This window comes from Agreia sp., from assembly GCF_964263775.1.
In the GTDB taxonomy this organism is placed as follows: Bacteria; Actinomycetota; Actinomycetes; order Actinomycetales; family Microbacteriaceae; genus Agreia.
The window spans coordinates 23,586-48,258 of record NZ_CAXVWM010000122.1; the positions used below are offsets into that span (position 1 = coordinate 23,586).

Below are 24,673 nucleotides of genomic sequence, written 5' to 3' on the forward strand. Positions count from 1 at the left end.
ACGACCTACTGGCCCTGGAGCTGGTACTTCGCCTCGGTGTCGGCCTTCTGCGGCTTCCACCAGCTCTCGTTGTCGCGGTACCAGGCCACGGTGGAGGCGAGACCCGACTCGAAGTCGGAGTACTGCGGGCTCCAGCCGAGCTGCGTGCGCAGCTTGGTGGAGTCGATGGCGTAGCGCAGGTCGTGGCCGGGACGGTCGATGACATGGTCGTAGGCGTCTGAGGGCTGGCCGAGGGCCTCGAGGATGAGCTCGACGACCTGCTTGTTGTTCTTCTCGCCATCGGCGCCGATGAGGTAGGTCTCGCCGATCTCGCCCGTGTCGATGATCGTGAGCACGGCCGAGGAGTGGTCGTTGGCGTGGATCCAGTCGCGCACGTTCTCGCCCGCTCCATAGAGCTTGGGACGCTCGCCCGTGAGCACGTTCGTGATCTGGCGCGGGATGAACTTCTCGACGTGCTGGTAGGGACCGTAGTTGTTCGAGCAGTTCGAGATGGTGGCGCGCAGCCCGAACGAGCGCACCCAGGCGCGCACCAGCAGGTCGCTGCCGGCCTTGGTCGAGGAGTACGGCGACGACGGGTTGTACGGGGTCTGCTCGGTGAAGCGCTCCGGGTCGTCGAGTTCGAGGTCGCCGTAGACCTCGTCGGTCGAGATGTGGTGAAAGCGCACGTCGTGAGTGCGGGCCGCTTCGATGAGGGTGAACGTGCCGATGATGTTCGTGTCGAGGAACGGGCGCGGGTCGTGCAGCGAGTTGTCGTTGTGGCTCTCGGCGGCGTAGTGCACGACGACGTCGGAGTCTCTCACGAGGCCGTCGACCAGGGCCGCGTCGGCGATGTCGCCCTTGACGAATGCGAAGCGCTCGGGGTCGAGTCCGTCGAGCGATGCGAGGTTGCCGGCATAGGTGAGGTTGTCGAGCACCGTCACGTGGTCATCGGTGTTCTCGAGCACGTAGTGCACGAAATTCGAACCGATGAAACCGGCCCCACCGGTAACGAGAAGCTTGCGCACTGAGATCTCCTGAAGTCGACGAAAAGATTTCCCCATAGTAACCGGGGCCGTCTCCGGCCCGTCTGGGCACTGGCTTTACTCTCGTTCTGCTCTCGCCTACACTTGGTCGAGGTAGTTGAAGTCTGCCAAGCTTTTTCGTGCCCATTTTGGGTTCGAGGGTCTTGGTTCGCTTGAGCTCCGGGCTGATTCAGCCCGAAGGGTGGTGGCTCAATTGGTAGAGCAGCGGTCTCCAAAACCGCAGGTTGCAGGTTCGAGTCCTGTCCGCCCTGCTGATCGAATCCGGTAGCCCTCGCTGTTCGGCGGGGGAGAACGGATGCGATTGGGCCGGATGGCCGAATTGTGAAGGGTAACTACTTACGTGGCACGCAAAGTAATCGACGAACCGAGCGAAGACGTCGTCGAGAGCGCCAAAAAAGAGCGGGCGGCTCGCCGAAATCCGCTCGCCCGTATCGTGCTCTTCATCAAGCAGGTCTTTCAAGAGCTCAAGAAGGTCGTCACCCCGACGCGCAAAGAGCTGCTGAGCTACACCGCGGTCGTTCTTGTCTTCGTCATCATCATGATGGCGCTGGTATCGGGTCTCGACGCGGTGTTCGCCTGGCTTGCACTGATGGTCTTCGGAAACCCCGTCTAGACAAGAAGTACGAGTACGACCTGAACGGGTAGTACGGCCGGGCCCGCTGCAGAGCGCTGCTCGAGGCCTCATGCGCGGTGCGCAGAAATCAACGAATTGGAACGGATTTACGTGTCAGAGTCAGAGCGCGACGACGTCGATATCGTCGCAGCCGAAGAGACCCCCGCCCAGAGCTCCGCGGTGCGCGAGACGCCCGCCGACCTCGATGCGCTCCTCGAAGCGATCGACGCGAATCCCGACCCCGAAGCCGACGCGGTCGTCGATGACGCCCTCGACATCAGCGACGCCGATGAGGCGGCTGCTGCCCTCGATGTGCTCGAAGATCCCGACGCGGGCACTGTTCTCAACGGAGACGCCGACGACATCGCCACCGCGGTTGCCGAAGCCGAGGCGGAGGCCGACGCGATCGACGCCGAGGCTCAGCCCGAGGCATCCGGCGACGCAGCCGAGGGCGAAAGCGGCGACGCCGCCGAGGTCGACCCCTATGACGCGTTCCGCAAAGAACTCCGCACGCTGCCCGGCAAGTGGTACGTCATTCACAGCTACGCCGGCTTCGAGAAGCGCGTGAAGCAGAACATCGAGAGCCGCAAGACCTCGATGGGCATGGAGGACTTCGTCTTTCAGGTCGAGGTTCCGATGGAAGACGTCGTCGAGATCAAGAACGGCCAGCGCAAGCTCGTCACCCGAGTTCGCATCCCCGGCTATGTGCTCGTGCGCATGTTCTTGAACGAAGACAGCTGGAGCGTCGTGCGCCACACGCCCGGTGTCACCGGCTTCGTGGGCAACTCGCACAACCCGACGCCGCTGCGCTTCGAAGAGGCGTTCTCGATGCTGCAGTCGCTCGTGGTCGTCGCTGAGGTTCCGGTGGCCAAGGCCGCCGGCGGCAAGGGCGGCAAGGCCGTCTCGCGCTCGATTCCGGCCGAGGTCGACTTCGAGGTCGGCGAGACCATCACGATCAAGGAAGGCTCGTTCGCGGGCCTGCCCGGTTCGATCAGCGAGATCAAGCCCGAGAGCGGCAAGCTCACCGTGCTCGTGTCGCTGTTCGAGCGCGAGACTCCCGTCGAGCTCAGCTTCGACCAGGTCACCAAGCTCTAGCACCGCGCTGGTCACAGTCGCGCTGGTCGAGTAGCCGCTTGCGGCGTATCGAAACCACATCGAGCCCGTCGTTCATTCGGCGGGCTCGTGTGCGTTTTTTCGAAGTAGCCAGGTTCCTCGGCTCCTGCGTGTAATTCTCCGCCCGCACTGCCGCATCAGGCACTGCGGCGACGCCCGTCGTCTGCCGCCACGGCGAACAGCTCGGGCGTGAGCCCCACAAGCAGCGTGCCGGGCTCCAGCCCGAGGGCACCCGCGATCCGAACCAGCGAGTGAACGCTCGGCATGGCGCGCCCGTTCTCGAACGCCCGAATGTTCGACGAGTCGATTCCGCTGCCCGCCGCCAGTTGGTCCTGAGTTAGGGCTACTCGAAGCCGGTTCTCGACAATCAGACGCCCGACGTGGGCGGCAGCGTCTGACGGAACTCGAGGCATCCACCAAGCCTGTAAGTGCCCGGGCGTGTGTACCAGAGTCAAAGTCACCGGGTACTTGTACTCTCGTAGGTATGCCAACAGGGGATACCGAAGCCGGAAGGCTGATCAAGTCGCGTCAACGGGTCTCTGACCACGGAGAGGTGTTCACGCCGGACTGGCTCGTGCAAGACATGCTCGACCTCGTCCACAGCGAGACCGAGCGCATCGACTCGCGGTTTCTCGAGCCGGCCTGCGGTTCGGGCAACTTCCTCATTCCGGTGCTCGAGCGCAAATTTGCCGCGGTGCAGGCCCGCTATGCGCAAAGCGACTTCGAGAAGCGCCACTACGCACTCTTCGCCCTCATGTGCGTCTACGGCATCGAGCTGCTCGCCGACAACGTGGCCGAGTGCCGTGAGAACCTGCTCGTTGCGTTCGTGAAGTTTGTTGGACCTCGCGTCGGCGACGAATGGCCGGAAGCCGCCCGTTCAGTATTGGCCGTCAACATCGTTAACGGCGACGCGCTCAAGTTGACGACGGCAGACGGTGACCCGATCACTTTTCCCGAGTGGGGCTACCTCGGCCGCGGCAGATATCAGCGGCGCGATTTTCGTTACGACAGCCTCAAGCAGCGTTCGCTGGCATCTCGACGGAATGGTACGCATTTCGAAGAACACGAGATCTTCACACCGCTGCGCACCTACCCCGCGACGACGGTGCGGGAGCTCACCGCATGAGTTCGACCGAATTCGCCACACAGGCACCCTTCGAGCTACGCAGTCACAATCCCGACGTGCTCACCTGCATCGCGAATTTGTCCAACGACGAGGTGTTCACCCCGCCACAGCTGGCGAATCAGATGCTCGACAGCCTCGAGGTGGCCTGGTCTGAGGCGAACAACGGCGCGAGCATCTGGTCCGACCCGACCGTAACCTTCCTCGACCCGTTCGCGAAGTCGGGGGTCTTCCTTCGCGAGATCGTGTCTCGTCTCAACGCCGGGCTGAAATCTCAGATTCCAGACCTTAACGAGCGCGTCGATCACATCCTCGCCAAGCAGGTCTATGGCATCGGAATCACCCGTCTCACGAGCCTGCTCGCGCGTCGCAGCGTGTATTGCTCGAAGGATGCGACGGGCGAGCACTCGATCGCGACGAGCTTCGATCGCGACTGGGGCAACATCTGGTTCGAGCGCACCGAGCACACGTGGGCTGGCGACAAATGCGCTTACTGCGGTGCGGCAAGGTCCGAGTATGCCCGCTCTGATCAGCTAGAAACGCACGCGTACGCCTTCATACATACTCGCGACGTCAAGAAGCGAATCCAGGAAATCTTTGGAGTCGGCATGCAATTCGACGTAGTCATCGGGAACCCCCCGTACCAGCTTGATGATGGTGGCCATAACAACTCGGCTGCACCGATTTATCAGCATTTCGTCGATGCGGCAATCGCTCTTGATCCGCGGTTCGTTGTGATGGTGACGCCCTCAAGGTGGTTCACCGGCGGCCGCGGTCTGGATAAGTATCGCGAAAGGATGCTTGCATCTCGCCGCCTGCGTCACTTGGTCGACTATCCCAAGTTGTATGACGCGTTTCCCGGCGTAAAGATCCGCGGTGGAATCTCGTACTTTCTGCGGGATCGGGACTATGACGGTGCTTGCGTGATTCAGACGATGTGGGATGGCGAACCTTTGGGCGAGCCCGTGGCCCGCTACCTTGACGAGTTCGACGTCCTCGTGCGGCGTAATGAGGCAATCTCCATCTTGAAGAAGGTGCGCGCACGCGAGGAACCAACTCTCGAGTCAGTCATCTCTGCGGGTAAACCGTTCGGGCTTCGCACGTTCTTTCATGGGCAGGCGTCGCAAAAAGGTTTGAATGATCCAGTCAAGCTCTACGGCTCGCAAAAGATAACTTGGGTCGAGCGGTCCGTGATCCATCAGAATTCCGCTTGGATCGATGACTGGAAGGTCTTGATGACAGCGGTGCAAGGGACAAGCGCGGCCGTAGAAACCAAATTTTTAAGCAAGCCGATCGTCGCGCCCCCGGGCTCGGCGTGCACGGAGACCTACCTCGTCGCAGCAGCCTTCGCGACGGAGAACCAAGCGAGAATGTTTGCGAGTTTTTTGCGGTCTAGATTCGTGCGGTTCCTCGTCTCGTTGCGCAAGGCGACACAGCACGCGAACCGAGACGTGTACTCATTCGTTCCGGTTCTTGACTTCGAGGTCGAATGGTCCGACGCGGCGCTGTATGACCGGTACGAGTTGTCGGGCGAGGAGATCGCCTTCGTGGAGTCACAGATCGCGGCGCACGACGACAAAACGGGCGTGGCTAACAGCCATGGGTAAGTCGGACGACGAACTGTTCGCGCCGAAAATTGCAGCTCGCCTTCGGATCTATGCGTACACAATCGACGACGACGCCCACGCGGGACTGCTGAAGGTCGGTCACACAACGCAGAACGTGAAGACGCGGGTCGCACAGCAGCTCAAGACGGCGGCCATCCAGAACTTCGAGATCGTGCTCGACGAGCCGGCCGACAGGGACGACGGAACTATCTTTCGGGACTTCGATGTTCGCGCCAGGCTCAAGGAGAAGGGCTTCGGCAACCCGATGCTCGAGTGGATGGAGTGCACCGTCGACGACGTGCGCGGCGTCATCGCCGAGCTGCGCTCAGGCCAGAGCTACTCGGGCTCGCACCACGCCGATTTCCCGTTGCGCACAGAGCAGCGCGCGGCCGTCGACAAGACCTACGAGTACTTCCAGTCGATCTGGGCCGAGGACTCCGACGCGGTTCCCGAGTTTCTCTGGAACGCGAAGATGCGTTTCGGCAAGACCTTCACCGCGTATCAGTTCGCCAAGCGCCTCGAGGCGAAGCGAATTCTCGTCATCACGTTCAAGCCGGCCGTCGAGGATGCCTGGGAGACCGACCTCAAGTCTCACGTCGACTTCGACGGCTGGCAGTACCTGTCTCGGGCGACCGGGGGAGAGCCGGAAGCGGTCGATCCTGACCAGCCGCTGGTCTTCTTCGGCTCATTCCAAGACCTGATGGGCCGTGACGCGGCTGGCAACTTCAAGCCGAAACACCGCTGGCTCACCGAGGTGATGTGGGATGTCGTGATCTTCGACGAGTACCACTTCGGCGCGTGGCGCGACACGGCGAAGGAGCTGTTCGAGGGTGAAGACGACGCCGTTCGCAAAAAGGAAGCGGCTCTCGAGTTCTCGCCGGCCGAGGAGACCTTCGCTGAGGAGCTCGAGGAACGCGGCAGCGACGAGGACGCCTTCGTGCCGATCAAGGCGCGCTCGTACCTCTACCTCTCGGGCACTCCCTTCAAGGTGTTGCGCGAGGGACGCTTCATCGAGGAGCAGATCTTCAACTGGACCTACAGCGACGAACAGCGAGCCAAGGCCGAGTACTCCGAGCAGCATCCAGCTGAGCCCAACCCCTACGCGTCACTGCCCGAGATGCGCCTGCTCACCTACCAGATGCCCGAGGAACTCGTCGCGATCGCCAGCCAGGGCGAGTTCGATGAGTTCGACCTCAACGCCTTCTTCGAGGCGAAAGGCGTGGGCGTCGATGCGCAGTTCACCTACAAAGACGACGTGCAAAAGTGGCTCGACATCATCCGCGGCAATTACGCGCCGACGCAGGTCGACGCGCTCAAGGCAGGCACCCGGCCGCCGTTTCCTTACTCCGACACACGCCTGCTGCCCTACCTGCAGCACTCGCTCTGGATGCTGCCGCGAACGTCATCCTGCGCCGCCATGGCCAATCTGCTGGCCGAGCCGCAGAACGCCTTCTGGCGCGACTACGCGGTCGTGAACGTGTCGGCGCCCGGCGTCGGCGTGGGGCTGGATGCGCTGCCGCCGGTGCGCGACGCGATCAAGAGCGGGTTCGACACCAAGACGATCACTCTGACGGTCGGCAAGCTGACCACCGGGGTGACCGTTCCGCAGTGGTCGTCGATCTTGATGCTGCGCAACCTGCAAGCGCCGGAGACCTACTTCCAGGCGGCCTTCCGGGTGCAGTCGCCCTGGGCCATCCGCAACCCGAACGGTGATGACCCGAACGAAGAAGCGATCCTGAAGCCCGTGTGCTTCGTCTTCGACTTCGCCCCGACCCGAGCGCTGCGACAGATCAGCGAGTACGCCCGGGGACTCTCGCCAGAGACCCCGAATCCCGAGCGGGCGGTCGAAGAACTCGTCGCATTCCTCCCGGTGCTGGCGTACGACGGATCGAACATGACCCAGGTCGACGCGGCCGGCATCCTCGACATCGCGATGGCCGGAACGTCCGCCACACTCCTCGCACGCAAGTGGGAGTCGGCGATCCTCGTCAACGTCGACAACAACACGCTCAAGAAGATCATGGACTCCCAAGCGGCGATGGATGCCGTGATGAACATCGAGGGCTTCCGGGCGCTCGGCTCGAGCGTGTTCGAGACCGTCGTGAACAAGAGCGAAGCCGTGGGCAAGACCAAGAAAGAGAAGGGCGACGACATCACCCCGGGCGAGAAGAAGTCGCTGTCAGAGGAGGAGAAGGAGTACAAGTCGAAGCGCAAGCAGATCCAGGAGAAGCTGATCAAGTTCGCCACGCGCATCCCGGCCTTCATGTACCTGACGGACTATCGCGAGAACACGCTCTACGACGTCATCACGAAGATCGAGCCCGGACTTTTTCAAGCTGTTACCGGACTCACGGTCGCCGACTTCAACCTGCTCGTCTCGCTCGGAGTGTTCAACGCGGGGCACATGAACCAGGCGGTGTTCGCCTTCCGGCGCTACGAGGACGCCTCGCTCGCATATACCGGCATCGAGTCGCACGAAGGTCTCCGACGCTACGGACTGTTCGACACCGTGGTCGCCGTCGAGCGGGCAGCCGGCTGAGAACTTCTAATTGGAACGCGCCCGCTAGAACGGCGGCGGATCGGGCTTCGCGACGTACCCGGTGGGGCTCGTCCACTGGATGGTGCGCGACTCGTCTTGTGTGATCGCCCACCCCGTCTGATGTTTGACGCGGTGGTGCTTGCGACACAGGTGCGACAGATTCGTGAGTTTCGTTCTGCCCTCGAATTGTCTGTCGACGGTGTGGTCGAGGTCGCAGTTCTGGGCGCGTCTGCCACACCCGGGGAAGGTGCAGGTCTCGTCGATCAGTTGCCGCATGCGCCGCAGGCCCTGGGGAATGTGCCTCGTGGGCTGGTCGATGTCGAGGATCGCGCCGGAGACCGGATCGGTGAGCACGCGGAAGAAAGAGCTCGCCTCATCGACGAGCTGCCTGGCCGTCTCAGCGTCGATGGGGCCGTAGCCCTCGAGGCTCGCGGGCTGTTCGGAGAGCCCGAAGAGACTGAGCATGGGCACGAGCACGCCCACCCGCACCCCGACCGGCGCGGAGCTGCCGACCCCGGTCATCCATTCGCCGAAGATGTCTGCCCGCAGCTGCGCCATCGTGCGGTCTTCTGCGGGTGCGGCGACGAGGGCGAGGGCTTCGGCATCGAGCCGCACAATCGCTGCGGTGGCGACCTGGGCGGGGAGGTAGGCGCTGACCCACGCCATGCCGTCTATGTCGGGCTCGAACACGACGCGGCGCGTGGCCTTCTCGGTCTCGTGCCTGTCGGCCGCGGTCTCGGCGACCAGGGTCTCGCGCAGCCTGCGCGCGTGTGAACGGAACCGCGCGGGCGCCATTCGGCCCGCGGGCTCGGCCAGCGCTGAATCGAACGCGGCGAACGTCGAGGCGTCGCCGTCGGGCAGGGTGGATGCGAACTCGGCGACCGCACGGGCGTTGGCGGCGGAGATCTCGCCCCAGCGGAACTTCTGCCACACGTCGGGAGTGCGGGAGATCATGACGGCGGCCTGATGGTCGTGGGCCCGAATGGTGTTCTCTGACACTGCGAGCCTCACGGCCAGGTCGGCGACTGCGGCCCGCTCGGCGAACTGCACGTGATCGCGGTTCGATCGCGAGGCGTGGTCGCCGATGTAGACCTCAGGATTCTCGCGAGCCTCGTGCAGCACCTCGTGCACGGCGACGATCGTCGCCGCATGGTGGGAGTTGACGGCACGCTGCTCGTACTGCGCCGCCGCGAGTGCGTTATCGATGCGCACCTCGGGCCGGCTCTGCTGCGAGTAGTAGCCGAGTGTCTCCATGTCTCTAATTCAATACGCAGCCACCGACACTGGTGCGGCCGGGCATCTCGAGAACGCGCGGCCCCTCGGCCGGGCCGGGCCGCACTTTCGCCCCGGGCATCCATCGCGTATGCTTGGAGGGTTGTCCTCATACCGGCGCGCCCTCTGACGCGCTGACGAAGTCGGCCACAGACCGCGTTCACCGAACGGCGGGAGAGCTGGCCAATCAGGGCGAGCTCGACACATAAAAGGAAGAGAAGAAGAATGGCACCGAAGAAGAAGGTTACCGGTCTGATCAAGCTTCAGATCAAGGCCGGCGCCGCCAACCCCGCACCGCCCATCGGGCCGGCGCTCGGACAGCACGGCGTCAACATCATGGAGTTCTGCAAGCAGTACAACGCGGCGACCGAGGCCCAGCGCGGCAACGTCATCCCGGTTGAGATCACCGTGTACGAAGATCGTTCGTTCACGTTCATCCTGAAGACGCCCCCCGCAGCCGAGCTCATCAAGAAGGCAGCCGGCGTCGCCAAGGGATCGGGAACGCCGCACACCGTCAAGGTTGCGAAGCTGACCCAGGCCCAGGTGCGCGAGATCGCCGAGACCAAGATGGCCGACCTCAACGCCAACGACGTCGAGGCCGCATCGAAGATCATCGCCGGCACCGCTCGCTCCATGGGCATCACGGTCGAGGCCTGACCTCACCGTTTCACCGCACGACGTGGGAGAGCCAGCCAGGCTCACGTAAACCACACTCTCAGATTCAGGAGAATCGCATAATGGCAAAGAACTCCAAGGCCTACAAGGCCGCGGCAGCAAAGATCGAAGAGGGCAAGGTCTACTCGCCCACCGAGGCAGTGGCCCTGGCCCGCGAGACCGGCTCCGCCAAATTCGACAGCACCGTCGAGGTTGCACTCAAGCTCGGCGTCGACCCCCGCAAGGCCGACCAGATGGTTCGCGGCACCGTGATTCTTCCTCACGGCACCGGCAAGACCGCCCGCGTCATCGTTTTCGCGACGGGCCCCGCCGCCGAAGCCGCCATCGCGGCCGGCGCCGACGAGGTCGGTGGCGACGAGCTGATCGAGAAGGTGGCCGCCGGCTACACGAGTTTCGACTCGGCCGTCTCCACCCCCGAGCTCATGGGCAAGGTCGGTCGTCTCGGAAAGGTGCTCGGCCCCCGCGGCCTCATGCCCAACCCGAAGACCGGCACCGTGACGCCCGACGTCGCCAAGGCCGTCAACGAGATCAAGGGCGGAAAGATCGAGTTCCGCGTCGACAAGCACTCGAACGTGCACTTCGTCGCCGGCAAGGCCTCGTTCTCTGAAGACCAGCTCACCGACAACATCAAGGCCGCCCTCGAAGAGGTCGTGCGGTTGAAGCCGTCGTCCTCCAAGGGCCGCTACATCCACAAGGGCACGGTCTCCACGACGTTCGGCCCGGGCATCCCGCTCGACGTCAACGCCATCTAGGCTCAGCGCTTCTGAACGGCCGCTCTCGCATCGCGAGGGCGGCCGTTCTGCGTTCGCGGCCCGAAACAGTGCAGCAGCGGCGCGGTATCCTGGCCGGATGGCTACTTCTGTGCGGCGCGGCGTCGCCGCTGACAGCGAGGTGCTCGCGCGGGTGGCGGCCGTCACCTTTCCGCTCGCGTGTCCTCAGCACACCACCGACGAGGCCAAGGCCGCCTTCATCGCGACCCACCTCAGCCGAACGAGCTTCGACGGCTACCTCGCAGACCCGGCCCGCGACATTCTGATCGCCGAGATCGAGGGCGAGGCGGTGGGTTATACGATGCTGGTGTTCGCCGAGCCGTCCGATCCGGTGGTGTCACAGGCCCTGACGACGCGGCCCTCGATCGAACTGAGCAAGTTCTATGTGATGCCGGGCCACCACGGCCAGGGCGTCGCCGCCGATCTCATGGCCGAGACGCTCACCCTGTCGCGGCGCCGAGGGGCGGCCGCAGTGTGGCTCGGTGTCAACGAGGAGAACGCTCGCGCCAATCGGTTCTACGAGAAGAACGGCTTCGTAAGAGTCGGCACGAAGCGCTTTCTCGTGGGCGACACCTACGAAGACGACTTCGTGCGCGAGCTGGTGCTCGACGCCCCGGCGGGTTGAGAAACGGGTAGCTACCAGGCAAACGCGACGGCCTACGCCACGAGCTCGAACAGCACCCGCCCGGTCTCGATCGTGGCCTCGACCAGGCGCACGCGCACACGATCGCCGGGCGTCAGGCTGCCCGTGCACTCGGCATCGACCGCGGGATCGATGAGCTGAACCACGCCGCCACCGTCTTTCGCCGCGATGACCGCCGCATCGAAGAGCTCGCCGATGCGAGCCGAGAGCAGCGCCGCCTCTACGGCCGCCACAGCCCTGTTGTCGAGTTGCGAGGCTCGCGAATCGGATGCAGACATGATCTTGGGCAGGGATGCGAGGGCATCGCGCGCCCACTGCGGCGGGGCCTCGCCCGCGCTCAACGCCTCGCACACCACGAGGGTGAAGCGATCGACCAGTCGCCGGAGCGGCGCGGTGGTGTGCGCGTAGGGTGCCGCGACCGCCGCTTGGATCGCCTGATCGGGCACCTCGCCGTCGAAAGCCGTGTAGCCGGCGCCTCGAAACAGGGAGCCGGCGGCGTGGGTGATCGAGAGCTGCAGGGGGTCGGTCGGGTCGAGTGAGGAGAGGTACTCGCCGTAGCGAACATCGGCCGACCAGGCGTGGCCGAGCGCCGCGGTGCGCAGCCGAAACCGCTCGATGGTCTCGGCGTCGGGTTCAGGCATCGTGCGCAGGATGCCGACGCGACCGTCGAGCATGATGCGTGCGGCCTCCATGCCGGTGAGCAGAGAGATCTGCGCGTTCCACTGTTCGACGGGCAGCGGCGATCGACGCTCGAGCGTGTAGTGCCCGTCGACCGAGGTCACGAGCTGCTCGGGCCGGGACAGGCTCGCCCCGCCTCGCAACCGCTCGAGCACGCGGCGTGCCGGACCGACCTCGGCCAGAAGCAGGAGTGTCGGCGCCGCGGCGCCCGACTCGACGGCGCCCGCGTCGATCTCACGCTGCGCGTCGACGTACGACAGCTGGCGAATGCTGCGGATGCGCGCACGAGCGAGGTCGGTCGAGAGCACAGCGCCATCGGGCCCCAACGCGAACTGCCACACGAAAGCGCTGCGCACGACGTTCGGCAGCAGCGAGGCCGCGTTCTCGCTGATGACGGGTGGATGCAGGGGAATGCGCCCGTCGGGTGCGTAGAACGTCTGGCCTCGGAGCCTGGCCTCGGCGTCGACCGCGCCACGCGGCTCGACGAACGCCGGCACGTCGGCGATGGCGTAACGCAGGAGAAATCCGTCGCCCCGCCGCTCGATCTGCAGGGCCTGGTCGAGGTCGGTGGATCCCTCGGGATCGATGGTGAGAAATGGCACGTCGGTGAGGTCGGCGGTGGGCAGGGGATTCGAGGCAGCAACGCGCTGCGCCTCGCGCTCGACATCGGGTGGAAACGACTCGGGCAGGTCGAGGTCTGTGCGAATGGCCGAGATCGCCGCGGCAAGACGGTCGTCGGTGGATGTCGTCAGCATGGATGTCGTCAGCCGGAGCGGGGATCTGGTCACGCGCCCCAGCGTACGCGGAGCCCGCGACACGGCACTATGCCGACCGCTCAGGAAACCTCGAGCACGATCTTTCCACGCGTGTGCCCGCGCTCGAGCAGGGCGTGCGCGTCGGCCGCGTCTTCGAGGGGAAAGATCTCGGAGACGCGCACGTGCAGGTCTCCCGAATCGATGAGCCTCGAGACGATGGACAGGCACGCGGCGTCGGGAGAGACGGCGAACCCGCTATAGCGCACACCGGCCTCCTCGGCCTCCGCCGCGAGACCGGGCCAGCCGCCGGTGGGCACCGAGATGATGAGTCCGCCGTGGCGGAGCACGGCGAGCGAGCGTGTTCCGGTGTTGTCGTGAACGTTGCCGACGAGATCGATCACGACATCGACATCCGACACCCGGTCTTCGAAGCGCGTCGTCGTGTAGTCGATGACCTCCTCGGCGCCGAGCTCGCGCAGCCAGCTGACGTTGGCGGTGGAGGTCGTGGCGATCACCCGCGCCCCGAAATAGGCGGCCAGCTGCACCGCCAGGTGGCCGACGCCGCCCGCGCCCGCGTGGATGAGCATCCGCTGCCCCTCATGCGCCTTGGCCAGGTCGACGACGAGACCCCAGGCCGTCAGCGCCGCGGTCGGCACGGCACCGGCCTCGATGGGCGTGAGCCGACGCGGTTTGCGGGCGACCTGCAGGCTCGGAACCGACACGTACTGCGCATACGACCCGAACGCCCGGGGCGCGGCCGTGATGCCGTAGACCTCGTCACCAGGCTTGAGCGGATGCCCGTCGTAGGGACTCTCGACGACGATGCCGCAGAAGTCGAGGCCGATCACTGCGGGGTAGAGCGGGATGGCGACGGACACGCCGGATTGGGCCCGGGTCTTCGCGTCGATCGGATTGACTCCCGCGGCCAGCACTCTCACCAGAACCTCGGAGCCGACCCGTACCGGCGTCGGCACGTCGGCCAGACGCAGAACGGATGGGTCGCCCGGCTCATCGAACACGATCGCCTTCATGCTGGCGGGAGGCATGCTGGCGGGAGGCATCGACGGGGGAGTGCTGACGGAGCTCGGGGGTGTCGAACGGGTCTCGTGCTGCGTCATCGCTGGCCTTTCATCGGCGGGGCCTGTGCGTCCCGCAGGCTCCAGTCAATCGGTCGATTGATTCACCGGTGTTACGGCGGTGTTCCTGCGAGGCAAACAAACGGCCGAGGCAAACAAACGGCACCCCGGGTACGATTCGCATATCGTGACAGTCTCTGTTCCCCTCGCCGCGTCATCCGTGCTGCGTCGAACCCTTCTCGTGCTCGCGGCCGTGGCGGTGATCTTCGGGCTCACCCTGCTGTGGGGAGCGCGCGTCGCCGCGAACCGATTCGCGTACGTCAGCGAACTCGGGGCAGACGGGGAGCCCACCGCGTGGGCCTTCCGCTGGGCGCTGCTGCTCGTCGCGTCGGCCGCCGTGATCGTCGCCGCGGCAGGTCGCACCCTGCGCTCGCGGGTGCGACTCCTGGCGCTGTGGACGCCGTCGGTATCGCTCGTCGTCGCCGGCGCATTCTTCGCGATCGCCTCGCAGGTCACCTGCACGAGCGGCTGCCCCCTTCCGGTCGGTGAGTCGTTCACCTGGCAGGACCTGATCCACACGAGCATCGCCGTGCTCGGATTCGCGGCGGCCTGCGTCGCGATGCTGCAGGTCGCGACGGCGAAGAACCATCCGGGTCTTGCCCGTCTCTCTTTGGTCTCGGCCGTCGTGGTCGCGGTCGTCGCCGCAGCCGGCGGCATCCTGTCTCTGGCCCGCTTCATGGTGAACCTCGGCGGCCTGCTCGAGTTCGCCGCGACCACCGTGGCACTTCTCTGGCTCGCCGCACTCGCGCTCGCGCTGCTCGGTGCTACGTCGCGCTCCAGCCGAGAAACCGCGTGACGGCGCGCGGTCGTCGAAGGCGCGGCCTCAGCCGCGCGAACAATTGCCGAGGAACGCCTCTCACAGGGATGGGGTGAAAGGCGGGGTGAAAAAGCCGGTTCTCGTTCAGCAGGAGAGCACGCGGCTACTAACGTCTGCTTGGAGCGCCGGCCTTTCCCCCTAAGGTGCCGGCGCTCCTCTGGTCTCGGACCCACCGTCATCCCACCCCGTTCGGGGGGACGGCTAAGCTGCCTCAAGTGAGTTCATCGCTACCTGCCGACCTGCCTGACTCCGTGAGCATGTTGACCCGCGCGGTCGATCGAGGCGAATGGCGGGAGGTCGTTCGCATCCTCGATGAGCAGTGGTCCGAGTTGATATCGGCGGCACCCGAACTCATTCGCGACGTCGTCACTGATCTGCCCAGCTCTGTCGTGGCGAGCAATCCTCGTTGGGGGTTGGCTCGAGAGTACCTCGATCAACTCGTCGGGGGCCCCACTGCTGCCACGACCCGGTTCCGGGGCGGCGTGCCGGTAGCCGCGCCTCGTGGCCTGCTCGACGCGTTGGCGCAGCTGACCAGTCGAGGTGCTGCAGCGCGGCAGAGCTGGCGGATCGATGAATCCGCTTCGGCGGCGGCGGAGGCACGGGGTTTGCTCGATGGGGCGACTCCCGATGCCGTGATGCGATTGTCGTCGGCCCTTCCGGAATTGCAGTTCGAGTGGGGCATGGTCTGGGAGTACGTCGGGGATTCCGACCGCGCGACCCACGAGTATGTCGAGAGTTTCGACGCGGCTGTTCGAGACGGAAACGAGATGGCTCAGACTAAGGCAGCCGGTGCCCTCGCCTGGGTGCACGCCTTTGCCGGGCGAAACATCCAGGCCACCCAGTGGCTGGATCGGCTGCCCGACGGTGCTGGTACCTGGTGGGAGAGCCGCAGTTCCGCGCCTGCCATCCTCGCGAGACCTCTTCTTCTAATCGATGACCTACGAATAGATGAGGCTCGGAGCGAGTTGTCTCGGATCAACCTGGTTTCGGCACCCGAGCGGTGGCCGTTCCAGAAGTTCTTGGCCGCAACACTCGAACCCGAACCTGCAACCGCACTCGCGCTGTTGTCCCAGATTGATGCGTCTTCCGTTGCATTCCGGCAGACGGACGCCCGTCGGGGGGCGAATGCCGTGGTCGCGGCTCTTGCCCGATCGCTGCTCCATCACCGTCTCGGCAACGGCGCAGGCGCGAGAAAGGCTCTGGATGTCGTCCACGCGGACACGACCACTCTCCCCGAGCAGATGGTGTGGTGCGCCCAAGCGGATCTTGCCGTTCGTGCGGGCGATTACGCAGGCGCGATAAGGCGAGTGGCTCCGATCCGAGCGATGCCCATTTCATCTCCGCGCCCCTATGTCACGGCTCTCGCGTTGACGGCAGTCAGCCGGCTGCGCCAGAACGATGAAACCGGCGCGATCGAATCCTTCACCCGAGCGGGGACTCTCGCCCGTCAGCACCGCCTCCATCATTCCTTTACCGTGCTGAGCGCGCCCGAACTTGAAGAGCTCATCGCTCTGTGTCCGGATGCCCTGCCGATCGAGACACAGCCGGTGGTGCTGGCCCACGCGCGAACCGATCGCACTGACCCTTTCGGTTCGCTGTCAGCGAGAGAACGCAGCGTCTTGTCGGAGTTGTTGACAGGCAAGAGTATTCCGCGAGTAGCCGACGCATTGTTTGTGTCCGTCAACACGGTGAAGACCCAACTCCAGAGCATCTACAAGAAGGTTGGGGTTTCTTCACGACGCGAGCTCGAAACAGCAACCCTCTCGCATGGGCACGCGCCTGCCTGAAGGAACAGGCTGAGCGACTGGGAGCTGCCACCGCCCACGCCGTGTAGCAGCGCGACGGTCATCGGGCGGGCTGGAGGAGCGCGAGCAGCCTGTCGGCCAGGTGCACGAGGCGCGCGATCTCGTTCTCGTCGCGATCGACCCACCGGCTCTGCGGTTCGGGATCGACGGGCATGAAGTTGTCGTGCTGTTCCCACACCACGATGGTGCGTTCGGCCCCGAGCACGTACTGCTGCCACCAGACCTGCCGCAGATAGTGCCGGGGAATCGAGCGCCAGGCCTTGTTCGTGGTCTTGATCTCGGCGAGCTCGAGGGTGCCGTGCTTCGTGACCGCAACCCCGTCGGGGGTCGCGAGGTGCCGCCGTTCGCCTTCTGCGTGAAACAGCGACGAGCTGGGCAGCACGCCGAACATGGCCCGCACGTAGCGCGCGATGTGCGGCTCGCGGTCTTTGCCGTGGTCGGTGAAGATGTTGCCCCCGAAGCCCGTGCCATTGATCTTGTCGAAGGCGACCGATTCGAGGTTCTGCGGCCCGGTGAGTCGGGCAACGTCGGTGGCGGTGACTCCGCGGCTACGGGCGCGCAGCCATTCGACGCGATTCGTGCCGTCGGCGACCATGCGATCGAGGTGCGCGGGGCGGGCCGGCTTCTGCTCTTCTTCCCACGGAAAGGAGAGCATCGGCTGACGGGTCACCGGTCTATTCTCTCCCACGACCGGTGACAGACTGGGATGACGCGGCGTGATCGGGTTCTGTGACCACGCGCGCGCCTCGCTTCACGACACGGGAGTTCGAATGCGCATTGCCCTGACCGGTGGTTCTGGAAAACTCGGCAGCGTGGTGCTGCCCTACCTGCGTGAGCAGGGCCATGCCGTGACCAACTTCGACGCGATCGGCGAACGGGGTGAGGGTTTCGTGCGCATCGACCTCGCGAACTACGGCGACGTGCTGGATGCCTTCCACGGCGTCGACGACGGACCCGACGGTTTCGACGCGGTCGTGCACCTCGCGGCCATCCCGGCCCCGAGCATCCGCAGCGACGTCGCGACGTTCGAGAACAACATGCTCGGCACCTTCCACGTGTTCCAGGCCGCGAAGCGCCTCGGCATCACGAATATCGTGTACGCCTCGAGCGAGACCGTGCTCGGCCTGCCCTTCGATACGCCGCCGCCCTACATTCCCGTCGACGAGGGGTATCCGGCGCGTCCCGAAAGCACCTACTCCCTCGTCAAGCACCTCGAGGAGACGATGGCGATCGAGTTCACGCGCTGGAACCCCGAACTGAAGATCGTGGCCCTGCGCTTCTCGAACGTGATGTACGAATCCGACTACGCCGAGTTCGCGTCGTTCGACGCGGACGCACGCTCACGCAAGTGGAACCTATGGAGCTACATCGACGCCCGAGACGGAGCCCAGGCGGTGCTGAAGGCGCTCGAGTGGCAGCACACCGGATTCGACCGCTTCATCATCGCGTCACCCGACACGGTGATGAGCCGCACGAACGCCGAGCTCGTGGCCGAGGTCTTTCCGGGCGTCGAGACCCGGGGCGACCTCGACAACACGAACACGCTGCTGTCGATCGACAAGGCCCGCCGTCTGCTCGGCTACGACCCGAAGCACAGCTGGCGGGGCTGACCCGGTCTCTTCGCCGGCGAGAACGCCGGATCTCTCGTAGAACCGCGCCGTCGACACTGTCACTCCGGCTCGCCGGGCCAACTCTGCTATGCGCACATGCCGACCTGAGGCCATGACCGGGCGACGAGCGGATGCGACAACGGCGCCCTGCACCACGGCCCACAGCACCTCGAGGATGAGCATGCCGAAGACGAGCGGCGATGCGCCGTGCAGGAGTGCTTCCGCCATCCCGATCGAGAACAGGGTGCGGCCGGCGGTGTCGGCGGCGCCCGCGGCACGGGTGGGGCGCGCAAGCCTGAACACAGCCCACACCACGACCAGCGATCCCATCAGGTTGGCGACCATCACCGTGAACGGGTCGCCCGCGTCGGGCACGACCCCCGGCAGCCCGAGATTCGATTGCAGAACCCCGAAGGCGTCGAACAGGGCGGGTGCCGTGAATAGCAGCGCGAAGCCGGCGGTGACAACGAGATCGTAGAGAGCAGAGATGCGAACGGTGCGTCGAACACGAAGTGAAGTCATTCTGCCACTGTTCACCCTGCACCCCGGTGCAGAGTCAAGTTCGCGCAGCGTTAACTGACGAACGCCCGGGGTGGGTCGGAGATCCGACCCACCCCAGGCGTTCGTCTTAGATCAGGACTGACGTGGGCGTCGTCGCAGCACCATCAGCACGCCGCCGACGAGAATGACGAGCAGTGCACCTCCTGTGATAACTCCGAGGCTCGATCCATCGATTCCGGTGGAACTCAGTCGATCCGTCACAGACGTGTCGGTAGCTCCGGACGAGCCCGTGCTGCCGTCACCGGGCAGCTGAGGCGCGAGCACCTCGAAGGGCAGCGCTACCGGAACGTTCGACGTTGCTCCTTCGGCGACGATCGTGTGGTCACCCACCGGCACCTCGGGCAGCGCGAAGGTGAGGCTGAACGCACCCTTGTCGCTGGCAGTCGCCGTGCCCACGGACACAGGGTCCGAGCGCAGTTCCACAGCGATCTGCTCGCCCGGTGCGAAGCCCTCACCGATTACCGTCACGAGGTCACCGGGGCGACCGGAGTTCGAGTCGGCGTGCAGCTGCGGCGTGTAGACCGGAGGAGCGACGACGGGCACGACCTGGATGGTCACCGTCGCGGGCATCTTCGATTCGGCTCCCGTTGCGACGATCGGGTAGATCGCGGGAGTGGTGTCGGCCGGCACGGTCAGCACCGCGGTGATGCGGCCCGAGTCATCGGCTGTGACCGTCTGAGACACCGGTTTGGGCGTCTGCAGTTCGATCTTCACCGTCTCGCCGGCCTTGTATCCGTCGCCGGACACCGTGATGTCTGTGCCGGCAAGCACCTCGTCGACGGGATCTGCCGCCAGGGTGGTGTTGTAGACGGGAGCGGCTTCGACTGTTGCCTTCAGCGCCACATGCTCGGTGCGGTCGGCCGTTGCGATCGTCGCGGAGACGTCGTAACTGCCCGCTGCTGTGTAGACATGCGTGCCCGACACGGTGAGGGTGCCGTCATCTTCAGACGTGACCGTGGCGTCTTCCGTCACGGATCCATCACCCCACTGCACTCGCACGACCGGGGTCGTTTCCGATGCCGTGGTGACGGTTGCGAGCGATGCGCTGACCGATTCGCCGGCCGTCGCGGCGAAGTCATCACCTGCCTCGACGGTGAAGCCGAGGTCGGATTCGACGCCGTTGGTCGCGATGGCGAAGATGTGCACTCGTCCGGTCACGCCGGGCTCGCCCTCCTGATCGGGCAGGGTGATGCTCTGCACCGTCTTGCCCTCGGGAATGGAGTACGGCACGGTCGAGAAGAAGTACGACGCGGTTCCGTCTCGCCCGCCGCCGTTCAACCTGTAGGGCGACTTCACGGCCTCGAGGTTGCCGAAGGGCGGCGTTGCGGCCTGGTTGGCACCCTTGGTCCAGTCCGAGAACTGCAGGGGTGTGACCGCCGTCGTGCCGTCGGTGAACGTCACCGTCGCCGTCGTGTCCTGGTTGCGCTCCGTCGCCGCTCCGATGAACGAGAACTTCGTCGCGTTTGCGCCGAGGTCGACCGCGATGGTCTGGCCGTCGCCGGTGGCGTTGTCGGGCGCTCCGGCGGGAACGATCGGCAGGGTGAAGTGCAGGTCGGTGCCGGGAACATCGTGCTGGATTCCGGCCGTCAGGCCACCCTCTTTCAGTCCGGCGCGGGGGAACGAGAAGTTCTTCGCGTCGCAGTTCGCACCGACACCATCGTCACCGATGCACACGGTGTCGAAGGCATCGCGCAATCCGCCCGGCTGAACGTACTCGACGCTGATCGAGGTCGAGGCCGAGACCGTGGAGACCCCATCGGTCACCGTGACGGTCGCCTGGTAGACGCCCGGTTCGGAGTATGCGTGGGTTGCGGTGACGGGGTAGTTGCCGAGTGCTGCGGTGCTGATCGCCGCGGCTTCGGAAGCTGATCCGTCGCCCCAGTTGACGGTGGCCTTGTAGCCGCTGGCCTGTCCTCCAGAGATCACGCCGAGCTCGAACTGCGCCGAGGTTCCGGTCGCGGTCGAGAGCCCCGTGCCCGGGTTGAAGGCGAGCTCGTTCGACTCTGAACCCGTTCCGTCGGTCAGGAGTTCGAGCTCTGACAGTGCGACATTCGTTCCCGCGGTTGCGCCGGCAGTGATCGAGAGCCGGAACTGCTGGAAGGCGGTGGGGTTCGGGATCTTGAACGGAACCGTCTGATTGCGCTCTGCGAACTTCTGGCCCGTTCGCGAATCGACCGGCGACCAGTTCTGTCCGTCGTTGCTGCCTTCGAGGGTCCACGCGGTCGGGTCGCCCGCCGCCGTGGCGGCCGCAGAAGTGAGCGTGTAGAACGTCGGACGTTGCTTGGCGCCCTTGTACTTCATGGTCACGGCCGGCGTCGCCGAGGCGAAGGTGACCTGGCTGCGAGAGGTGCCGTCGACGAGCGCCGTCACGTTCTCTCCGCCGGCACTGCTCGCCAAGACGAGGGACGGCCCGGTCGAGTCGACCAGCGGGGTGGCTACGGCTTCTCCCGTTGTGAGCGAGGGCAGACCGGCGTTCTCTCCCGTGCCCCACGCGCTGGGCTCGGAGCCCATCGCGAAGTCGAGCGTGGCGCCCTCGGTGAGGATGCGGGAGTCGATCGAGGTTGTCGGGTGATCTTCGCCGTTGACCTTCACGGACTGCACGTAGATGTTCTTCGTGCTGTTCTCGGGTGCGTTGATGACCAGCTTCTTGCCTCCGGCCAGGTTCACGGTCGCCTTGGTGAACAACGGCGACCCCAATACGACCTGATCAGAACCGACCTGCAGCGGATAGAACCCGAGTGCGTTGAAGATATACCAGGCGCTCATCTCGCCGTTGTCTTCGTCACCCGCGTAACCCTGGCCGATCTCTCCGCCGGCATAGGAACGCTGCAGTGCTTCGCGAACGACGGCCTGTGCCTTGGAGGGGGCACCGGCTTCGTTGTAGAAGAACGGGATGTGGTGGCTGACCTGGTTGCTCACGCCCCACTGGCCGAATCGGCTGTCGCGCGCCTCGACCATTTCGTGGATGCCGCCCAGCGTGGTCTCGGGAGTCGCGAAGAAATCATCGAGCTTCTTCTCCAGGCCCTTCTGGCCTCCATAGAGGTTCGCGAGGCCGTTGGGGTCTTGAGGAGCATGGAACGCGAAGTTCCAGCCGTTGGTCTCGGTGTACGGGCCCCACCAGTTCTTCGGGTCGTACTGTTTCGCGGGGGTGACGAAGGTGCCGTCGGCATTGCGCGCCTGGAAGAAACCGATGGCGGGATCGAACAGGTTGACGTAGCCGGTGGCGCGATCGAGGTAGTACTCGCTGTCGGCCTTCAACTGCTCCACGCGGTCTGCCGGAGTATTGGGGTTGGCAGCGAGCGCTGCGGCCATGTTTCCGATGCCGTAGTCGTTGATGTAGCCCTCTGTTCCCCAGGAGACGCTCTCGCCCTGCGATGCGGGGGTGTAGCCCAGGAAGATCGACGTCGACAGGCTCTTGCGCCCGACGCTCTCGTTGCTGGAGGGGGTCGATGCGTTCTTCACCGCCGCGTCATAGGTGGCGAGCGCGTCTACCAGCGGTACGTCGCGCAGGTAGCTGTCGGCGAACGCCACGTCTGAGCTGGTGCCCGTCATGATGTTCGCGTAACCGGGAGACGACCAGCGGGCGATCCAGCCGCCATCGCGGTACTGCTGGGTGAAGCCGTCTACAAGTTCGGCCGCGAGCTCGGGGTAGAGGATGGAGTACGCGGGCCAGGTGGTGCGGTAGGTGTCCCAGAAGCCGTTGTTGACATACATCTTGCCGTCTTTGACGGCTGCGCCGGTCACCGTGTCTGTGCTCTGAGAAGTCTGGGCAGAGACAGGGCTCGCGTACTTGTATATGGGCGCCGCGGTGGTTCCGACATTCTCGAACTGCGAGTTCGGGTACAGGTTCAGTCGGTAGAGGTTGCTGTAGAGGGTGCGCTGCTCGGTCTCCGAGGCACCTTCGACCGCGATGACGCCGAGGCGGTCGGTCCAGGCGGCTTTCGCGATGTCGCGAACATCGTCGAAGGACTTGTCGCCGATCTCCATGCTGAGGTTGTCAGCCGCCTGGTCGAGGCTGAGGAACGACGTCGCGAAACGGAACTCGACGGTCGTGTCGGACTTGGTGTCGAACGCCGCGTACTTGGTGAGTTGACGACCGTTCGGGGCTGTGCCGGTCGAGGCAGGGGCGCGGTCGAAGGTGCCGGAGACGAACATGCGCGTGCGGCCCGTGTTGCCCGCGGCGCCGTTCTCGACCCAGCCGGATACGGTGCCGTCGGCCGCGATCGTGAAGCTGCCCTCGTTCGGGTTGCCGTTGGGAGCGTCGATCACGATGTTTCCGGAATCGCCCGCGAAGGTGAAGCGCTGAACTCCGGCGTGATCGGTGGGGGTCATCTCGGCCTTCACGCCGTTGTCGAGGGTGACGCTGTAGTAGTCGGGCTGAGCGATCTCTTTGTCGTGGCCGAAGGAGCCTGCGCGCTGGTGCCAGTCGCCCGCCGGAACGCCGGAGCCGGCAACGGGCATGACCGAGAACTGGTTGCGGTCACTCATCCACGGGCTGGGTTCGTGCGACACGCCCAGGCCTTCGAAGCGGGTGCGGTTCTGGTCGTTGTTGTCTTGCTGCCACGAGTACTCGCGCGAATTGGCGCCCGCGTTGGTCAGAGGAACGAGAAAGTTGAACCCGTTCGGCATCGACGTGATTGCCTCGTTCGAGCCGCGAGAGAAAGCGCTCGACGAGTTCGTGCCGCGACGCGTGTCGACGTAGTTCGTGAGGCTCGACCCGTCGATGGTGGCAGGCGTCGCTTCGATCGTGATGTCGTCGAGGTACCCCGAGAACGCGGTCTTCGCCGAACCGTTGGGGTTGTCGTAGCGGAACTGCACCGAGGTCACCGTCTTGCCAGTGGCCACGGGCCCGAGGTCGATCTGCACCTTGTTCCATTGGTTCGGGTAGAGCACGTTGCTCGCGCCCTGACCCGCCGCGGTCGCATCCAGGCCGTAGATGTCGGTCGGGGAGAGACCGGACAGCTGGCTCCCGTCGCTGAAGCGCAGATCGACGGCGGTGTAGGTCGAGGGATACTGCAGGTCGTTCGCGGTGAGCTCGGGGAAGATCATGTAGCTCAGACGAGAGGTCGCGCCTACGGGGATCGAGACGTCGAAGAGTCGATTGGTGACAGCGGCGGGGCCGTCGGCGCTGTGTTCTCCGGCAAAGCGGAGCGAGTGCGTGCCCGTCCATCCGACACGCGCCTTCATGTTGTAGCCCGTGGTCGGGCCGGCTCCCACGGAGGTGGTGATCGGGGTGTTACCCGGGTCGGTGTCGGTCGGCTCGATGAGATCCCAGTCGGCGAGCTGGATGAGGTTGCCCGAGTGGTTCACGATGTCGTCGAGGCGATAGTACGTGTAGGCACCCGTCGTGGGGATCTGATATGTCTTCTTCACTCCCCGCTCGTTGGCGGCCCAGGTCTGGTTCGTCTGCGTGTCGAGGGTCGTCCAGACGGCTCCGTCGTTCGATCCCTTGATCGTCCAGCTCTTCGGGTCGCGCTCGGGTGCGTCACCGCCGGAGGTGAGGGTGTAGCTCGTCGCGGTGGCAGAGCTTCGAAGCTGATACTGCAGCCACCCCGTGGGGGTGAACACGAGCCACTTCGTGCCGGCGTTGCCGTCGGCCGCCCAGATGGCGGCCTCGCCCGGGGCGTTCTGGCCGCTCGCGGTGACGGTGGAGACACTGGGCAGAACACTGCCGCCCGACGTTCCGTGAACGTTCAGCTGCTGCGGAGCGTTGTTGGCGTCGAGTTCGACTCTGTTTCCGAAGGGCGCGGTCTGCGCGTCTTCGAACGAGTTCGAGAAGTCGGGCGCGGGGGCGGCGCTTGCGGGTGCCGCGCCGATCGGGATCAGTGCCGCGACGAGGGCCGCGACCGCGAGAGGCGCGCCGACCTTGCGAAAATGCTTCGCAGCGAAGCGGGGTGAACGGAGGGGTAAGCGGTGCACCGGCATGCGGGGCCT

The 24,673-nt window shown here is 65.0% G+C and carries 18 protein-coding genes and 1 tRNA gene; 12 read left to right on the plus strand and 7 right to left on the minus strand.

The genetic code is table 11. The annotated features are described in order from the left end of the window. Positions 1-5: 5 nt before the first annotated feature. Positions 6-1,004 carry a dTDP-glucose 4,6-dehydratase gene (rfbB, locus tag ACE5CZ_RS09215; RefSeq protein ID WP_374947030.1) on the minus strand — a complete coding sequence of 333 codons (999 nt, stop codon included), beginning with the start codon at positions 1,002-1,004 and terminating at the stop codon, positions 6-8. Between the two features lie 196 nt (positions 1,005-1,200). Between rfbB and ACE5CZ_RS09220 the strand changes: the two genes are divergently transcribed. From ACE5CZ_RS09220 to nusG, 3 genes are all read left to right on the plus strand, one after another. Then, a tRNA-Trp gene (locus ACE5CZ_RS09220) sits at positions 1,201-1,273 on the plus strand. An 89-nt stretch (positions 1,274-1,362) separates the two neighbouring features. Continuing rightward, a complete protein-coding gene (gene secE / locus ACE5CZ_RS09225) occupies positions 1,363-1,635 on the plus strand; it encodes a preprotein translocase subunit SecE (RefSeq protein WP_374947031.1) in 273 nt (90 codons plus the stop codon). 111 nt (positions 1,636-1,746) lie between these two features. Further along, positions 1,747-2,730, plus strand: coding sequence for a transcription termination/antitermination protein NusG (gene nusG, locus ACE5CZ_RS09230; RefSeq protein ID WP_374947032.1), 984 nt, complete (start codon positions 1,747-1,749; stop codon positions 2,728-2,730). A 155-nt stretch (positions 2,731-2,885) separates the two neighbouring features. Here nusG and ACE5CZ_RS09235 read toward each other — a convergent pair whose 3' ends face one another. Next, positions 2,886-3,161, minus strand: coding sequence for a helix-turn-helix domain-containing protein (locus tag ACE5CZ_RS09235; protein WP_374947033.1), 276 nt, complete (start codon positions 3,159-3,161; stop codon positions 2,886-2,888). Positions 3,162-3,232: 71 nt separating this feature from the next. Between ACE5CZ_RS09235 and ACE5CZ_RS09240 the strand changes: the two genes are divergently transcribed. Genes ACE5CZ_RS09240 through ACE5CZ_RS09250 form a run of 3 tightly spaced genes read left to right on the plus strand, consistent with a single transcriptional unit; the run spans position 3,233 to position 8,017 of the window. Further along, a complete protein-coding gene (locus tag ACE5CZ_RS09240) occupies positions 3,233-3,874 on the plus strand; it encodes an N-6 DNA methylase (protein WP_374947034.1) in 642 nt (213 codons plus the stop codon). Beyond that, positions 3,871-5,478 (plus strand): Eco57I restriction-modification methylase domain-containing protein, encoded by a 1,608-nt coding sequence (locus tag ACE5CZ_RS09245; RefSeq protein ID WP_374947035.1) that lies wholly within the window; start codon positions 3,871-3,873, stop codon positions 5,476-5,478. Before ACE5CZ_RS09240 ends, ACE5CZ_RS09245 begins: the two co-directional genes overlap by 4 nt. After that, on the plus strand, positions 5,471-8,017 hold the full coding sequence (locus tag ACE5CZ_RS09250; protein WP_374947036.1) for a DEAD/DEAH box helicase family protein: 2,547 nt from the start codon (positions 5,471-5,473) through the stop codon (positions 8,015-8,017). The genes ACE5CZ_RS09245 and ACE5CZ_RS09250 overlap by 8 nt, the downstream gene beginning before the upstream one ends. Positions 8,018-8,041: 24 nt before the next feature. On the opposite strand, the gene ACE5CZ_RS09255 is transcribed toward ACE5CZ_RS09250, so the two are convergent. Beyond that, positions 8,042-9,271: a DUF222 domain-containing protein gene (locus tag ACE5CZ_RS09255; protein WP_374947037.1), complete on the minus strand. Its 1,230-nt coding sequence runs from the start codon at positions 9,269-9,271 to the stop codon at positions 8,042-8,044. 243 nt (positions 9,272-9,514) lie between these two features. On the opposite strand from ACE5CZ_RS09255, the gene rplK reads away from it, so the two are divergent. The 3 genes from rplK to ACE5CZ_RS09270 all read left to right on the plus strand — a co-directional run bounded on the left by rplK (position 9,515) and on the right by ACE5CZ_RS09270 (position 11,359). Continuing rightward, entirely contained in the window at positions 9,515-9,946 is a 432-nt protein-coding gene (rplK, locus tag ACE5CZ_RS09260; protein WP_374947038.1) for a 50S ribosomal protein L11, read from the plus strand. 80 nt (positions 9,947-10,026) lie between these two features. Then, a complete protein-coding gene (rplA, locus tag ACE5CZ_RS09265; protein WP_374947039.1) occupies positions 10,027-10,716 on the plus strand; it encodes a 50S ribosomal protein L1 in 690 nt (229 codons plus the stop codon). A 97-nt stretch (positions 10,717-10,813) separates the two neighbouring features. After that, a complete protein-coding gene (locus ACE5CZ_RS09270; RefSeq protein WP_374947040.1) occupies positions 10,814-11,359 on the plus strand; it encodes a GNAT family N-acetyltransferase in 546 nt (181 codons plus the stop codon). 32 nt (positions 11,360-11,391) lie between these two features. Here the strand turns inward: ACE5CZ_RS09270 and ACE5CZ_RS09275 are convergent, their stop codons facing one another. Both ACE5CZ_RS09275 and ACE5CZ_RS09280 read right to left on the minus strand, forming a co-directional pair. Then, positions 11,392-12,843: an RNB domain-containing ribonuclease gene (locus ACE5CZ_RS09275; RefSeq protein WP_374947041.1), complete on the minus strand. Its 1,452-nt coding sequence runs from the start codon at positions 12,841-12,843 to the stop codon at positions 11,392-11,394. A 47-nt stretch (positions 12,844-12,890) separates the two neighbouring features. Beyond that, positions 12,891-13,928, minus strand: a complete 1,038-nt coding sequence (locus ACE5CZ_RS09280; RefSeq protein ID WP_374947042.1) for an NADP-dependent oxidoreductase — start codon at positions 13,926-13,928, stop codon at positions 12,891-12,893. A gap of 145 nt (positions 13,929-14,073) precedes the next feature. On the opposite strand from ACE5CZ_RS09280, the gene ACE5CZ_RS09285 reads away from it, so the two are divergent. Then, positions 14,074-14,742: a DUF998 domain-containing protein gene (locus ACE5CZ_RS09285; RefSeq protein ID WP_374947043.1), complete on the plus strand. Its 669-nt coding sequence runs from the start codon at positions 14,074-14,076 to the stop codon at positions 14,740-14,742. A 278-nt stretch (positions 14,743-15,020) separates the two neighbouring features. Continuing rightward, positions 15,021-16,550 carry a LuxR C-terminal-related transcriptional regulator gene (locus ACE5CZ_RS09290; protein ID WP_374947044.1) on the plus strand — a complete coding sequence of 510 codons (1,530 nt, stop codon included), beginning with the start codon at positions 15,021-15,023 and terminating at the stop codon, positions 16,548-16,550. 58 nt (positions 16,551-16,608) lie between these two features. Here the strand turns inward: ACE5CZ_RS09290 and ACE5CZ_RS09295 are convergent, their stop codons facing one another. Next, complete coding sequence (locus tag ACE5CZ_RS09295; protein WP_374947055.1) at positions 16,609-17,223, minus strand: YqaJ viral recombinase family protein; 615 nt, start codon at positions 17,221-17,223, stop codon at positions 16,609-16,611. 115 nt (positions 17,224-17,338) lie between these two features. Between ACE5CZ_RS09295 and ACE5CZ_RS09300 the strand changes: the two genes are divergently transcribed. Next, entirely contained in the window at positions 17,339-18,178 is an 840-nt protein-coding gene (locus tag ACE5CZ_RS09300; protein ID WP_374947045.1) for an NAD-dependent epimerase/dehydratase family protein, read from the plus strand. A gap of 633 nt (positions 18,179-18,811) precedes the next feature. On the opposite strand, the gene ACE5CZ_RS09305 is transcribed toward ACE5CZ_RS09300, so the two are convergent. Continuing rightward, positions 18,812-24,664 (minus strand): GH92 family glycosyl hydrolase, encoded by a 5,853-nt coding sequence (locus ACE5CZ_RS09305; RefSeq protein ID WP_374947046.1) that lies wholly within the window; start codon positions 24,662-24,664, stop codon positions 18,812-18,814. Between the last annotated feature and the right edge of the window lie 9 nt (positions 24,665-24,673).

Excerpts from the sequence above, each read along its gene's own strand:
- ACE5CZ_RS09295 (WP_374947055.1), bottom strand. The coding sequence starts at position 17,223 with ATGCTCTCCTTTCCGTGGGAAGAAGAGCAGAAGCCGGCCCGCCCCGCG.
- ACE5CZ_RS09250 (WP_374947036.1), top strand. The coding sequence starts at position 5,471 with ATGGGTAAGTCGGACGACGAACTGTTCGCGCCGAAAATTGCAGCTCGC.
- rplA (WP_374947039.1), top strand. The coding sequence starts at position 10,027 with ATGGCAAAGAACTCCAAGGCCTACAAGGCCGCGGCAGCAAAGATCGAA.
- ACE5CZ_RS09300 (WP_374947045.1), top strand. The coding sequence starts at position 17,339 with ATGCGCATTGCCCTGACCGGTGGTTCTGGAAAACTCGGCAGCGTGGTG.
- ACE5CZ_RS09290 (WP_374947044.1), top strand. The coding sequence starts at position 15,021 with ATGTTGACCCGCGCGGTCGATCGAGGCGAATGGCGGGAGGTCGTTCGC.
- rplK (WP_374947038.1), top strand. The coding sequence starts at position 9,515 with ATGGCACCGAAGAAGAAGGTTACCGGTCTGATCAAGCTTCAGATCAAG.
- ACE5CZ_RS09255 (WP_374947037.1), bottom strand. The coding sequence starts at position 9,271 with ATGGAGACACTCGGCTACTACTCGCAGCAGAGCCGGCCCGAGGTGCGC.
- ACE5CZ_RS09280 (WP_374947042.1), bottom strand. The coding sequence starts at position 13,928 with ATGACGCAGCACGAGACCCGTTCGACACCCCCGAGCTCCGTCAGCACT.
- ACE5CZ_RS09235 (WP_374947033.1), bottom strand. The coding sequence starts at position 3,161 with ATGCCTCGAGTTCCGTCAGACGCTGCCGCCCACGTCGGGCGTCTGATT.
- ACE5CZ_RS09305 (WP_374947046.1), bottom strand. The coding sequence starts at position 24,664 with ATGCCGGTGCACCGCTTACCCCTCCGTTCACCCCGCTTCGCTGCGAAG.
- ACE5CZ_RS09270 (WP_374947040.1), top strand. The coding sequence starts at position 10,814 with ATGGCTACTTCTGTGCGGCGCGGCGTCGCCGCTGACAGCGAGGTGCTC.
- ACE5CZ_RS09245 (WP_374947035.1), top strand. The coding sequence starts at position 3,871 with ATGAGTTCGACCGAATTCGCCACACAGGCACCCTTCGAGCTACGCAGT.
- ACE5CZ_RS09240 (WP_374947034.1), top strand. The coding sequence starts at position 3,233 with ATGCCAACAGGGGATACCGAAGCCGGAAGGCTGATCAAGTCGCGTCAA.